Genomic DNA, 15,650 nt, shown 5'->3' with positions numbered 1-15,650 from the left:
GTCGTTCGTGCTCATCGAAAGTCCTTCTGCTCAACAGGTGTGGGGGCCGGCGCCGCTGTCAGGAAGAGCCGAGCTCGTTCTCTGCGAAGCTGAAGAGTTCGTCGTCGGAGGCGGAATCGAGGTCAAAGTTCGCCTCGTCCTCCACGAGGGCACCGGACGCCGCACACCGGGTCGCCAGGGTTTGCAGGCGCTTGGCCGTCTGGGCCAGGACATCGTCGCCCAGGGACGTACTGCTCAACGCCGCTTCCAGTCGGTCCAGTTCGGCGAGCACGGACATCGGCGAGACGCCCAGTTGCTCAAGCAGGACGTCGGCGAGAGCGGCCGGCGTCGGGTAGTCGAAGACGGCCGAGGCGGGGAGTTGGATCCCTGTGGCCGCCGTGAGCCGGTTGCGCAGTTCCACGCCTGTGAGCGAGTCGAAGCCGAGGTCCTTGAAGGCACGGTCCGGCGCAATGGCATCCCGCCCGCGACGGCCGCCCAGGACGATCGCGGCGTCGGCACTCACCAGGTCGAGCAGGGCACGCTGCCGCTCAGGTTGCGGCATCTTCGCCAACCGGTCGGCCAGGGACTCCTCCGCCACGTTGCCGGTGCCACCGGCGGCATCGGTGCGGACGGTACGCCGGGGTCGGCGCACCAATCCCTGCAACAAGGCCGCCAGTTGGCCGGCTCCCGCTTGTGCGGCCAGTGCCGTGAGGTCGAACTTCACGGGTACCAGCGCTGGTTCGTCAGCACCGAGACCGGCGTCGAAGAGCGCCATGCCCTCTTCGACGGACAACGGACGGACACCGCTGCGCCGCATGCGTGCCTGGTCCGTCTCGTCGAGGGCACCCGCCATGCCGCCTGTGTCGCCCCACAGGCCCCACGCCAGCGACACCGCGGGCAGACCCTGCCCCCGGCGCCACTGCGCGAAAGCATCCAAAAACGCATTCGCAGCCGAATAGTTGCCCTGCCCCGGACCACCCAGCACACCCGACGCCGAGGAATACAGGACAAAGGCATCCAGGTCCATGCCCCGCGTCGCCTCATGCAACGTCAACACCGCATCCACCTTCGGACGGAACACCCCCGCCAACCGCTCCGCCGTCAACCCCGCAATCACACCGTCATCCAGCACACCAGCGGTATGCACCACACCCGACAACGGAGCATCAACAGGAACACCGGCCAGCAACCCGGCCAACGCATCACGATCGGCCACATCACACGCCGCAACCCGCACCACGGCGCCGGCCTGCTCCAGCTCCGCCTTCAGCGTCCGCGCCCCGGGCGCGTCCAAGCCCCGCCGACTGGTCAACACCAGACTGCGCACACCATGCACCGCAACCAGATGCCGCGCCACCACCGCACCCAACGAGCCGGTCCCACCCGTCACCAACACCGTCCCACCCGAACGGAACACCGGCTCAGCCGACGACGCCACGACCGCACGCACCAGCCGCGGCACGAACACCCCGCCCGAACGCACCGCAACCTGCGGCTCACCCAAAGCCACCACACCCGCCAACACCCCACCAACAGGCACAGGATCACCCGCCGCCACATCAAGCAGAACAATCCGGCCGGGATTCTCCGCCTGCGCCGAACGCACCAGACCCCACACCGCAGCCACCACCGGATCCACCCCACCAGACCCGCCCCCCACAGCAACAACCACCGCGCCCCGCGTCACCACCACCAAACGCCCCGAACCCGACGACACAAGAAACGACTGCACAGCAGACAGAACACCAGCAGAGACCTGGCGAACATCCTCAGCACTCAGCGCAGCCGACTCCACCTCCACCAGCTCCACCCCGACGTCGTCCGCGTCGTCACGCACCGGCACAGGCGACCACTCCACCCGGAACAACGCATCACCACCACCGCCACCCGACACCCGCAACTGCTCCTCAGTGACCGCCCGCAACACGAGCGACTCCACCGACGCAACCGGAACACCCGCACCATCGGCATCGAAGATTTCCAGGCACGACGCGTCGGAACCACTCTCGGCCGGTGTCACCCGCATCCGGACGGCCGCGGCACCGGTGGCGTGCAGGGTCACCCCACGCCACTCCGCGGACAGACCGGAGTGCCCGTTCGCATGGGCCGCGGCCTCCAGAAGCACCGGGTGCAGACCGAAGCGTCCAGCGTCCGCGGCGAGTTCCTCGTCCAGAGCGAGCTCGATGTACTCATCCTGCGCGGCCGCGTCACCAATTGGTGCCGGAACCGCGCCAGAGGGCATCAGCGTGCCGGTGGCGTGGCGGGTCCAGGGCTCATCGCCCTGTTCGGCACGGGTATACACGCCGACCGTGCGGTGCCCCTCGTCGTCGGCGCCCCCGACGGAGACCTGCACACGAAGTGCTCCCGTGGCGGGCAACACGACCGGTGTCTCGATCGTCAGCCCACGCACCGTGCCGGCGCCGACCTCATCGCCCGCGCGGATCGCCAGTTCGACCAAGGCGGCCCCCGGCACCATGCCGGTGCCTGTGCCTGTGCCTGTGCCCGACAGGGAGTCCTCTACCAGCCATGGCTGCGCCTTGCGCGACAATCGTCCAGTGCACAGCACACCACCTGTCTCCGGCACTGCCATCACCGCGCTGAGCAGCGGGTGCCCCAGCGACACGTCAGTCGTCGAAGTGGTGGCGGCCAGCCAATAGCGCTGGCGTTGGAAGGCGTACGTGGGCAGGTCCACACGCTGTGCGCCGGTCCCGGCGAACACCTTCTCCCAGTCGACATCGACACCACGACTGTGCAACTGCCCGAGCGCGGTGAGCAGGGCCCGGTCCTCCGCCAGATCCCGCCGCAGCGAGGGGACGCAGTCCTGCGCCACCATCGCCGACAGCACACCATCAGGCCCCAGCTCCACGAACGTGGAAACCTTCTGGTCGCGTAATGCCTGGACACCGTCGTGGAAACGGACCGTGCCGCGCACATGCTCAACCCAGTACTCCGGCGAACACAACCGACCCGCGTCCGCCACCTCACCGGTCAGATTCGACACCACCGGCAGCACCGGCTCGTGAAACGTCAGCCCCGCCACAACCCGACGGAACTCCTCCAGCATCGGATCCATCAACGACGAATGAAAAGCATGCGACACCCGCAACCGCTTGGTACGGCGATCCTCGAAACGGGACACCACCGCCGCCACCGCATCCTCCGCGCCCGACAGCACCAGCGACGTCGCACCATTGACCGCGGCAATACTCACACCGTCGGTCAACAGGGGCGTGACCTCGTCCTCCGCCGCCTCGACCGCGAACATCACCCCACCCGACGGCAACGCCTGCATCAACCTGCCCCGCGCCACCACCAAAGCCGCCGCATCCTCCAACGACCACACACGCGCCACAAACGCAGCCGTCACCTCACCGATCGAATGACCCGCCACGACATCAGCACGCACACCCCACGACTCCACCAACCGGAACAACGCCACCTCAACCGCGAACAGAGCCGGCTGCGCATACCGCGTCTCGTCCAGCAGATCCCCGCCCTCGAAGACCAGATCCTTCAGCGAACGGCCCAGACTCTCGTCCACAGCCGCGCACACCTCGTCGAACGCCTCCGCGAACACCGGGAAAACAGCGTGCAGTTCACGCCCCATCCCCACCCGCTGCGCACCCTGACCCGTGAACAACACACCCAGACGACCCGCCACCACACCCTGCGGATCCACCGACGCGAGCCCCTCCCGCGCCTCCTCCACCGAACCCGCCACCACCACCGCACGATGATCAAAACGAGCACGCGCCGTCGCCAGCGAATACGCCACATCCGTGAGACTCAGGCCAGGTTCCTGGCCAAGGAACCCGGCCAGCCGCGCCGCCTGAGCGCGCACCGCCTCCGGCGACCTCCCCGACACCACCAACGGCACCACGCCATCCCGCACCGCGCCACCCGGCGCTCCCGCACGCTCCACCGGGCCCGCAGGCTCAACAGCCTCCAAAATCACGTGCGCATTCGTCCCACTGATACCGAACGCCGACACACCCGCACGCCTAGGACGGTCCGCTGCTGCCGGCCAGACCCGCGACTCCGTCAGCAACTCCACCGCACCCGCCGACCAGTCCACCTCCGACGACGGAGCATCCACATGCAGCGTCTTCGGCAGCACACCGTGCCGCATCGCCTGCACCATCTTGATCACACCCGCCACACCCGCGGTGGCTCCCGTGTGACCGAGGTTCGACTTCAGGGCCCCGAGCAGCAGTGGACGGTCGTCGCCGGGCCGCTCCTGACCGTAGGTCGCGATCAACGCCTGCGCCTCGATCGGATCACCCAGCGAGGTGCCCGTACCGTGCGCCTCCACCGCATCCACGTCCGCCGCCGACAAGCCGGCGTTCGCCAACGCCTGGCGGATCACCCGCTGTTGGGAGGGACCGTTCGGAGCGGTCAGGCCGTTGGACGCACCGTCCTGGTTCACCGCGCTGCCCCGCACCAGAGCCAGCACCTCGTGGCCGTTGCGGCGCGCGTCCGACAGACGCTCCAGCAGGACGACTCCTACGCCCTCGGCCCAGCCCGTGCCGTCCGCGCCCTCGGCGAACGCCTTGCAGCGTCCGTCCGGCGCCAGGCCCCGCTGCCGCGAGAACTCGACGAAGACGCCGGGGCTGGACATCACTGCCACGCCGCCGGCCAGGGCGAGCGAGCACTCACCATTGCGCAGCGCCTGCATCGCGGAGTGCATCGCCACCAACGACGACGAACACGCCGTGTCGATGGTGAGCGCGGGTCCCTCCAGCCCCAGGACGTACGACACTCGGCCTGAGGCGACGCTGCCCGCACTGCCGGTCAGGGCATAGCCCTCGGTGCCATCGGCACCGCCGCCGAGGCGCGGGGTGTAGTCCTGGGCTCCCATGCCGGTGAAGACGCCGACGTCCTTGCCCCGCAGTGACATCGGGTCGATGCCCGCCCGCTCGAAGACCTCCCAGGAGGTCTCCAGCAGCAGCCGCTGCTGCGGATCCATCGCCAACGCCTCACGGGGGTTGATGCCGAAAAACCCGGCGTCGAAGTCGGCGACGCCGTGCAGGAAACCGCCCTTGCGGACGTAGGTCGTGCCGGGGGCGTCCGGGTCGTCGGAGAGCAGACTGTCCAGGTCCCATCCGCGGTCGGCCGGGAAGTCGACAAGCGCGTCGCTGCCCTCGGCGAGCAGGGTCCACAGTTCCTCGGGTGAGGTCACGCCGCCGGGGAGGCGGCAGCCCATGGAGACGATCGCGATCGGATCGTCGGCCGCGGAGGACGGTGACGGTGCGGCGGCGGGCAGGACCGCGGCGGCACCGTCGCCGACGAGTTCCGCGCGGAGGTGGTCGGCCAGCGCCCTGGGGTTCGGGTAGTCGAAGACAAGGGTGGCGGGCAGGCGCAGCTGTGTGGCGGCGTTGAGACGGTTGCGCAGTTCGACCGCGGTGACCGAGTCGAAGCCGATTTCCTTGAACGCCCTGTCCTCCTCGACGCCTTCGGCGTCCGTGTGTCCCAGGACCGCTCCGGCTTCGGTCCGCACCAGGCGCACCAGCAGGTGCTCCTGTTCGGCAGGTGAGAGCTCCAGGAGTTCGGCACGGAGAGCGGAGGCATCGGTGCCGGGGCGGTCCTCGGTGTTGCCCACGAGGAGTTCGGTCACCTCGGGCAGGCCGCGCAGCAGGGGCCGGGAACGGCTGAGGGTGAAGGCCGGTGCGAAGCGGGTCCAGTCAATGCCGGCGACGACCACGTGGGTCTCGTCGTGCTCGACGGCCTGCATCATTGCGGCCACACCGAGGTGGGGTTCCATCAGGGAAAGGCCGAGCTTGGCGAACTCCCCCGCCATCGACGCGTCGACCATGCCGCCGCCGTCCCACGCGCCCCAGGCGATGGAGGTGGCAGTCAGTCCGCGGGCGCGTCGGTGGTGGGCCAGCGCGTCGAGGTACGCGTTGGCTCCGCCGTACGAAGTCAGGCCGTTGCTGCCCCAGGCGGTGGCGCCGGAGGAGAAGAGGACGAAGGCGTCGAGTTCGCGGTCACCGAGCAGGTCGTCCAGGTGACGGGCGCCGGCGATCTTGGCGCGGCCCATCTCGGCGAACTGCTCGACCGTGAGCCCGGACAGGGGTGATTCGGTCTGGGGCGCGCCGGCGAGGTGCAGGACGGCGGTCAGTGGCAGTTCGGCGGGGACAGTGTCAAGGAGGGCGGCGACCGTGTCACGGTCGGCGATGTCGCATGCGGTGATGGTGACCCGGGTGCCGTGGGCCTCGAGTTCGGTGCGGAGTTCACCGGCGCCGGGGGCGTCGGGGCCGCGGCGGCTGGTCAGCACCAGATGTTCGGCGCCGAGCTCGGCGAGTCGGCGGGCGACGTGGGCTCCTGTGCCGCCGGTGCCACCGGTGATCAGGACGGTGCCGCGCGGAGTCCAGGGCTTGGGGGCCGGGGTGTCCTCCAGCGGGGCGCGGCGCATGCGGCGGGCGTGCAGGCCGTCGGGGCGTACGGCGAGTTGGTCCTCCTCGTCGGCTCCGGAGAGGGCGGCGCACAGCAGGTCGAGGGTGTGCGGGTCGGGTTCGTCGGTGCCGGATGGCAGGTCGACGAGGCCGCCCCAGGTCCGGGGGTGGTCCAGTGCCAGGACGGTGCCGATGCCCCACATGACGTGCTGCGAGATGTCGGTCAGCTCGGCGGGGTCTGCGACGGCGACGCCGCCGGACGTGACCGCCCACAGGGGTGCCTCGATGCCGGCGTCGCCGAGGGCCTGGACGAGGGTCACGGTGCCGATCGTGCCGCGCGACCAGGTGGTGTGGACGGGGTGCGGACGGCCGTCGAGTGCCAGGAGCGACACGATCCCCGCGAAGGGCTGGTCGGGGAGGGCGGCGGCCAGCGCCTCCCGGTCCGTGTTCTCGGTGTCGACCTGGATGCGCACGATCTGCGCGCCGCGCTCGGTGAGACCGGTGGTGACGGCTTCGGCGAGCGGGCCGCTGTCGGTGCTGGCGGCTATGAGCCAGGTGCCGGAGAGGGTGCCGGTGGTGTCGATCCGTTCCCAGCCGAGGTGGTAGCGCCATCCGTCGACGACGGACCGTTCTCGTCGGCGGCGTCGCCAGGAGGAGAGTGCGGGCAGGACTTCGTCGAGTACGGAGGCCTTGAGCTGGAGGTCGTCGGCGAGGGCGTCGGTGTCACCGGCTTCGATCGCGGCCCAGAAGGCGGTGTCGACGGGGTCGGCCTCGACGGCGGGCCTGTCGTTCGCATCGAGCCAGTAGCGCTGGTGTTGGAAGGGATACGTCGGCAACTCCACCCGCCGGGCCCCCCGCGCATCGAAAGCAGCCTCCCAATCAACATCAACACCCCCCGCAAACACCTCACCCACCGACCGCAAGAACCGCTCCAAACCCCCCTCACCACGACGCAACGACCCCACCACCAGACCCTCCACACCCACCGCACCCATCGTCTCCGCCACCACAAAACCCAGCACCGGATGCGGACTCATCTCCACAAACACCCGCCGCCCCTCACCCAACAGCTGCCGCGTCACCTCCTCCAAACGCACCGGCTCCCGCAGATTCCGATACCAATACCCCCCGTCCAACAACACCGTGTCCACCACCCCACCCGTCACCGTCGAATAGAACGGCACCCCCGACGACACCGCCGACACACCCTCCAACACCCCCGCCAACTCACCCTCAACCCGCTCCACCTCCACCGAATGAGACGCGTAATCCACCGCAACCCGACGCACCCGCACCCCCTCAGCACGCAACTCCCCCTCCAACACCCCCAACACATCCACCCCACCCGCCACCACCACCGACGACGGACCATTCACCGCAGCAACCGACAACCCCCCACCCAAACGCCCCTCCACCACACCCACCGGCAAACCAACCGACAACATCCCACCCCCACCCGCAAGCGACGACGCAATCACCGCACTACGCCCCGCCACCACCCGCGCACCATCCTCCAACGACAACGCACCCACCACACACGCAGCCGCGATCTCCCCCTGCGAATGACCCACCACACCAGCCGGCTCCACACCCACCGACCGCCACAACCCCGCCAACGACACCATCACAGCCCACAACACAGGCTGCACCACATCAACCCGCCCCAACGCCTCCTCATCACCCAACACATCAACCAACGACCACCCCACAAACGGCGCCAACGCCTCCCCACACCGCCCCATCCACTCCGCAAACACCACCGACTCCGACAACAACCCCAACGCCATCCCCACCCACTGCGCCCCCTGACCCGGAAACACGAACACCACACCCCCACCACCAAGAACCGGCGGTGGTACAGAGGTGTTCTCTGCCAGGGCGGTGAGGCGGCTCAGTGCTTCCTGCCGAGTGCCGGCGACCACCACGCCGCGGTGGTCGAACGCCGCGCGTGAGGTCAAGGAGAGGGCGACGTCGTGCAGTGCGGTCTCGGGCCGGTCCTCCAGGAAGGCGGCGAGCCGCCTCGCCTGCTCGCGCAGGGCGTCGGGGGTCTTGCCCGACAGGGCCAGCGGCACCACGCCCTGGGGCACGACCTGTTCGGCAGCCGTCGGCGTGGACTCGACGGGTGCACCGGGTGCGGTGGCTTCGGGGTCCGCCGGGCCGGACTCCTCGGACGTGGGGGCCGCGGCCTGTGCGGACTCGATGACGACGTGGGCGTTGGTGCCGCTGAGACCGAAGGACGACACACCGGCACGCCGCGGCTCGTCCCGCTCGGGCCACTCCCGCGCCTCCGTCAGCAACTCGACCGCACCCGCCGACCAGTCCACCTCAGGCGTCGGAGCGTCCACGTGCAGCGTCTTCGGCAGCACACCGTGCCGCATCGCCTGCACCATCTTGATCACACCCGCCACACCCGCGGCCGACTGGGCGTGACCGATGTTGGACTTCAGCGAACCCAGCCACAGCGGGCGGTCGTCGCCGGGCCGCTCCTGGCCGTAGGTGGCGAGAAGGGCCTGTGCCTCGATCGGGTCACCGAGGGACGTGCCGGTGCCGTGCGCCTCCACCACGTCGACGTCCGCCGCGGACAGCCGGGCGTTCTCCAGCGCCTGCCGGATCACCTCCCGCTGGGCGGGGCCGTTGGGCGAGGTGAGGCCGTTGGACGCGCCGTCCTGGTTCACGGCGGTGCCGCGGACGACGGCCAGGATGTCGTGGCCGTTGCGGCGGGCGTCCGACAGCCGCTCCAGCAGCAGGACACCCACCCCCTCGGAGAAGCCGGTGCCGTTGGCGCCGGCGGCGAAGGCGCGGCACCGGCCGTCCGGGGAGAGCCCGCGCTGGCGGGAGAACTCGACAAACATCTTGCTGTCGGCCATCACGGCCGCGCCGCCCGCCAACGCCATCTCCGACTCGCCGGTGCGCAGGGACTGGACGGCGAGGTGGATGGCGACCAGCGACGAGGAGCAGGCGGTGTCGACCGTCACCGAGGGGCCTTCGATGCCGAGCGTGTACGACACGCGCCCCGAGGCGAAGCTGCCGGTGCTGCCGCGTCCGAGGTACGCCTCCAGGTCCTCGGGGACCTGTCGTACGCGCGGGGCGTAGTCGTGGTGCATGACGCCGGTGTAGAAGCCGATCCTGCGGCCGCGCAGGGAGGTGGGGTCGATGTTGGCGCGTTCGAAGACCTCCCAGGAGGTCTCCAGGAGCAGCCGCTGCTGCGGATCCATCGCCAACGCCTCGCGCGGGGAGATCCCGAAGAAGGGCGCGTCGAAACCGGCCACGTCGTCGAGGAAGCCGCCCTCACGGACGTAGGACGTGCCCGGGGCGTCGGGGTCCGGGTCGTAGATGCCAGCCAGGTCCCAGCCTCGGTCGGTCGGGAAGGAGGTGATGCCGTCGACGCCGTCGGCCACCAGCCGCCAGAGGTCCTCGGGAGAGGTCACGCCTCCCGGCAGACGACAGGCCATACCGACGATGGCGATGGGCTCCCAAGCCCTCTCCTCGACCTCGCGCAGTCGGCGGGTTGCCTGACGGGCGGTGGCAACGGCCTTGTTGAGGTATTCGCGGTACTTCTTGTCGTCGGCCATGGGAAAGGTCAGCTCCTAGAGAAAGACTTCTGACGGCGAGTGGGCGGCGGGGACGGCTGCGTCAGGAAGCCGTGAACTCGTTGAACTCGTTGTCGATGATGTCGAAGACCTCGTCGTCGGTGACCGACTCGAGGTCGTCGTCCGTTCCGTCCTGGGCGGTGTCCGGGGACCACTTGGCCAGCAGGACCTGCAGGGTGGTGGTGACCTGGGCGCGGACCGCCCGGTCGTCGGGTACGGAGGCGAGCAGGGTCCTGAGCTTCTCGACCTCGGCGACCGCCCGGTGCACAGAGGGCCCGCCCTCGGGAGCGAGCGCCTGGCGCAGGTGTGCGACGAGCACAGCCGGCGCCGGGTGGTCGAAGAGCAGCGTGGCGGGCAGCCGCAGGCCAGTGGCCGCGGACAGCTTGTTGCGCAGTTCGACGGCGGTGAGCGAGTCGAAGCCCAGCTCCTGGAAGGCACGGTCCGGGTGGACGGCGTGTGCGTCCCGGTGGCCGAGAACGACGGCCGTCTCCGCGCGGACCAGGTCCAGCAGTATCTCGTTCTGAGCGCCCTCTTCGAGGCCGGCCAGGCGCTGGCGCAGCGAGCCGGCCGTGGCGAGGTCCGCGAGCCTTTCGCGGGCTTCGGCCGCCGCGATGCGGCGGACCTCGGGTACGCCCTGGAGAAGCGCGGAGGGCCGGGGTGTGGTGAACGCCGCGTGGAAGCGCTTCCAGTCGATGTTGGCAACGGTGAGGCCGCTCTGACCGCCCGTCAGGGCGCGTTCGAGGGCGGTCAGCATCAGCTCGGGGCGTACGGTCTCGATGCCCTGGCGGCGCAGTTGTGGTGCCGAGGTGGCATCGACCATGCCGCCGCCGGCCCAGGCGCCCCAGGCGATGGAGGTGGCGGTCAGGCCCTGGCCCTTCCGGCGCAGGGCCAGGGCGTCCAGGTAGGCGTTGCCCGCGGAGTAGGCGCTCTGGCTGCCGCTGCCCCAGACTCCCGCGATGGACGAGAACACGATGAACGCGTCCAGGGGGGTGTCGCCGAGCAGTGCGTCGAGGTGGGCCGCGCCTGCCACCTTGGCCGACACTACGGCGCCGAAGTCGTCGAGTGTCGTCTCCTCCAGGGAGCCGAAGCCGTTGACGCCGGCGGCGTGCACCACCGTGCGCACCGGGTCGCCGTCCGCCGTCAGCTTCGCCAGCAGGTCCGCCAGCGCCTGCCGGTCGGTGACGTCGACGGCGGCCACGGTGACCCGGGCGCCGGCCTCGGCGAGTTCGGCGGTCAGTTCGGCGGCGCCCGGGCTGTCGGGGCCGCGGCGGCTGACGAGAACCACGTGTCCGGCGCCGCCTGCGGCCATCCGGCGGGCGGCGTGGCCGCCGAGGGCTCCGGTCCCGCCGGTGATCAGTACGGTGCCGGTGGGCTGCCACGGCGTCTCGTCCGGCTGCGGCCGGTACAGCGGTGTCCGCTCCAGGCGTCGGACGAGGACCGTGCCGTCGCGCAGGGCGAGTTGGTCCTCCTCGCCGATGCCGCCGCCGAGCAGCGTGATGAGCAGGGTGCCCGTCTCGTCGTCGAGGGTGGCGGGGAGGTCGATCAGTCCGCCCCAGCGGCCCGGGTGTTCGAGCGCGGTGACCTGGCCGAGTCCCCACAGAGCGGCCTGATCGGTGCTGTGCACCGGGTCGGTGTCGGAGGTGGCGACGGCGTTCTGGGTGGCGAGCCAGAGCGGTGCCTCGATGCCGGCGTCGCCGAGCGCCTGGACCAGGACGAGCGTCGCCGCCAGACCGCCGGTGACTCCGGGGTGGCCGGGGTGGCCGGTCTCGTCGAGAGCGAGCAGGGACAGGACGCCCGTGACGGCGTTCACGTCGGGCACCGCGCCGGCGAGGAGGTCGGTGAGGGCACCGCGGCCGGATCCGTCTACGGGCAGTGGTACGACGTGGGTGCCCCGCTCGCCGAGGGCGGTGAGGCACGCGGTGACGGTGGCGTCATCCGTGCGGCCTGCGGGCACCGCGACCAGCCAGGTGCCGGTGGGAGCCGCTGCCGGGTCCGTGGCCTCGGCCGGGGTCCAGGTCGTGCCGTAAACCATGTTGTCCAGCCGCGAGGAGCCGGTTTCGCGGGCCAGCCGGGCTCCGGCGAGCTGTTCCTGGGTCACCTGACGGCCTATGAGGGCGTCGATGCGGGCGACGGGGGCGCCCCTGTGGTCGGTGACGGTGACCTGCCAGGTCTCCTCGCCCGCCGGGACGAAGTGTGCCCGCAGGCGGGAGGCTCCGCGGGTCCACAGGGTGATGCCGTTCCAAGAGAAGGGCAGTCGCGGCAGACCGGCGCCGTAGATCAGCGGGGCGTGCAGCGAGGCGTCGAACAGGGCGGGGTGCAGGGAGAAGCGTCCCGCGTCCTCCTGCTGCTGCTCGGGCAGCGCGACCTCGGCGAATATCTCGTCGTCGCGGGTCCACACCGCGCGCAGCCCCTGGAAGGCGGGACCGTACTCGTAGCCGCGCTCGGCCAGGCCCGCGTACACGGACTCGACGTCCACGGGTACGGGGGTGGCGTCGGCCGGTGGCCAGGCGAGCGTGGGCTCAAAGGAGTCGAGGTCCTCGGGGACGAGCGTGCCGGTGGCGTGGCGCGTCCAGCCGGGTTCGTCGCCCTCGGCGCGGGAGTGGACCCAGACGGCGCGGCGGCCGGACTCGTCGGGTTCGGCGATCTCGACGCGGACCTGGATGCCGCCGTCCTCGGGAAGGATGAGGGGTGCCTCGATGACGAGTTCCTCCAGGGCTCCGCAGTCGGCCGCGGCGCCGGCGGTGAGGACCAGGTCGACGAAGCCGGTGCCGGGCAGCAGGGCCGTGCCCCACACGGCGTGGTCGGCGAGCCAGGAATGGGTGCGTACGGACCAGCGGCCGGTGAAGGCGACGCCGCCGGTTCCGGGCAGTTCCACGGCGGCGCCCAGGAGCGGGTGTTCGGAAGGGGTGAGGCCGGCGGACGAGACGTCGCCTTCGGCGTGTTCCGTCTTCAGCCAGTAGCGCTGGTGTTGGAAGGGATACGTCGGCAACTCCACCCGCCGGGCCCCCCGCGCATCGAAAGCAGCCTCCCAATCAACATCAACACCCCCCGCAAACACCTCACCCACCGACCGCAAGAACCGCTCCAAACCCCCCTCACCACGACGCAACGACCCCACCACCAGACCCTCCACACCCACCGCACCCATCGTCTCCGCCACCACAAAACCCAGCACCGGATGCGGACTCATCTCCACAAACACCCGCCGCCCCTCACCCAACAGCTGCCGCGTCACCTCCTCCAAACGCACCGGCTCCCGCAGATTCCGATACCAATACCCCCCGTCCAACAACACCGTGTCCACCACCCCACCCGTCACCGTCGAATAGAACGGCACCCCCGACGACACCGCCGACACACCCTCCAACACCCCCGCCAACTCACCCTCAACCCGCTCCACCTCCACCGAATGAGACGCGTAATCCACCGCAACCCGACGCACCCGCACCCCCTCAGCACGCAACTCCCCCTCCAACACCCCCAACACATCCACCCCACCCGCCACCACCACCGACGACGGACCATTCACCGCAGCAACCGACAACCCCCCACCCAAACGCCCCTCCACCACACCCACCGGCAAACCAACCGACAACATCCCACCCCCACCCGCAAGCGACGACGCAATCACCGCACTACGCCCCGCCACCACCCGCGCACCATCCTCCAACGACAACGCACCCACCACACACGCAGCCGCGATCTCCCCCTGCGAATGACCCACCACACCAGCCGGCTCCACACCCACCGACCGCCACAACCCCGCCAACGACACCATCACAGCCCACAACACAGGCTGCACCACATCAACCCGCCCCAACGCCTCCTCATCACCCAACACATCAACCAACGACCACCCCACAAACGGCGCCAACGCCTCCCCACACCGCCCCATCCACTCCGCAAACACCACCGACTCCGACAACAACCCCAACGCCATCCCCACCCACTGCGCCCCCTGACCCGGAAACACGAACACCACACCCCCACCACCAAGAACCGGCGGTGCGGTGTCGGGCGCGACAGCGAGGGCCGCCAGACGCTCCACGGCCTCCTGGTGCGTGCCGGCGACCACAACACCGCGATGTGGAAAGCGAGTTCGCGTGGCCAGGAGCGACAGGGCCGTGTCGTGCAGAGGGGTGCCCGGGTGGGCACGGAGGTGGTCGGCGAGGGAGGCCGCCTGGGCGCGCAGAGCTTCGGGGGTCGTGCCCGACAGGGTGAGCGGTACGAAGCCGCCGGGGCCCGTCCTTGCCGGAGCGGGGGTGTCGGAGGGTTCCTCGGGCCTGACCTGCTCCAGGATGATGTGCGCGTTGGTGCCGCTGATGCCGAAGGACGACACACCGGCACGCCGCGGCTCGTCCCGCTCGGGCCACTCCCGCGCCTCCGTCAGCAACTCGACCGCACCCGCCGACCAGTCCACCTCAGGCGTCGGAGCGTCCACATGCAACGTCTTCGGCAGCACACCGTGCCGCATCGCCTGCACCATCTTGATCACACCCGCCACACCCGCGGCGGCCTGTGTGTGACCGATGTTGGACTTCAGCGAACCCAGCCACAGGGGCGAGTCCTCGGGGCGGGAGCGGCCGTAGGTGGTGAGGAGTGCCTGTGCCTCGATCGGGTCACCGAGGGACGTGCCGGTGCCGTGCGCCTCCACCACGTCGACATCCGCCGCGGACAGCCGGGCGTTCTCCAGCGCCTGCCGGATCACCCGCTGCTGGGAAGGGCCGTTGGGCGCGGTCAGACCGTTGGAGGCGCCGTCCTGGTTGACCGCGCTGCCGCGCACGACCGCGAGGACGGCGTGGCCGTTGCGGCGGGCGTCCGACAGCCGCTCCAGCAGCAGGACACCCACCCCCTCGGCCCACGCGGTGCCGTCCGCCGCGGCAGCGAACGCCTTGCAGCGGCCGTCCGGGGCCAGTCCGCGCTGGCGCGAGAACTCCACGAAGGCGCCCGGGGTCGACATCACGGCGACGCCGCCCGCCAGCGCGAGCGAGCACTCGCCGGAACGCAGCGCCTGAGCGGCGAGGTGGATCGCCACCAGGGACGACGAGCACGCGGTGTCGACCGTCACCGCGGGGCCCTCGAAGCCGAGGGTGTACGCCACCCGTCCGGAAACGACGCTGCCCGCGCCGCCGGTGAGGACGTAACCCTCGATCTCCTCGGAGCCGGTGCCCATGCGGGGGGCGTATTCCTGTCCGGCGACGCCGGTGAAGACGCCGACGCTCTCGCCCTTGAGGGTGGAGGGATCGATCCCGGCACGCTCCAGGGTCTCCCAGGAGGTCTCCAGGAGCAGCCGCTGCTGCGGATCCATCGCCAACGCCTCGCGCGGGGAGATCCCGAAGAAGGGCGCGTCGAAACCGGCCACGTCGTCGAGGAAGCCGCCCTCACGGACGTAGGACGTGCCGGACACGTCCGGGTCGGGGTCGTAGAGGGTGTCGAGGTCCCAGCCACGGTCGGCCGGGAAGACGCCGACGGCGTCGGTGCCCTCGGACACCAGCCGCCACAGCCCGTCGGGGGAGGTCACTCCTCCCGGCAGCCTGCAGCCCATGGCCACGATGGCGATGGGTTCGGTGCGCCGGTTCTGCTCCTCGCGCAGCTTCTCCCGCGTCTGCTGCAGCTCGGCCGAGACCCGCTTGAGGTAGGTGAGAGCCTTCTCGTCGGTGGTCATGGAACCTGATCCCCTCTTCCGCGT

At 70.3% G+C, this 15,650-nt stretch carries 2 protein-coding genes; both read right to left on the bottom strand.

What is annotated here, in order from left to right:
- Positions 1 to 58: 58 nt before the first annotated feature.
- Positions 59 to 9,799: a type I polyketide synthase gene (locus OG933_RS42250; RefSeq protein WP_405633692.1), complete on the bottom strand. Its 9,741-nt coding sequence runs from the start codon at positions 9,797 to 9,799 to the stop codon at positions 59 to 61.
- Between the two features lie 205 nt (positions 9,800 to 10,004).
- Positions 10,005 to 15,626, bottom strand: a complete 5,622-nt coding sequence (locus OG933_RS42245; RefSeq protein ID WP_405632602.1) for a type I polyketide synthase — start codon at positions 15,624 to 15,626, stop codon at positions 10,005 to 10,007.
- Positions 15,627 to 15,650: the final 24 nt, after the last annotated feature.

This window comes from Streptomyces sp. NBC_00016 (assembly GCF_045040885.1).
Taxonomy (GTDB): domain Bacteria; phylum Actinomycetota; class Actinomycetes; order Streptomycetales; family Streptomycetaceae; genus Streptomyces; species Streptomyces coriariae.
The sequence above is the reverse complement of the archived record's forward strand: the minus strand, read 5'-3'. Positions and strand labels throughout refer to the sequence as shown.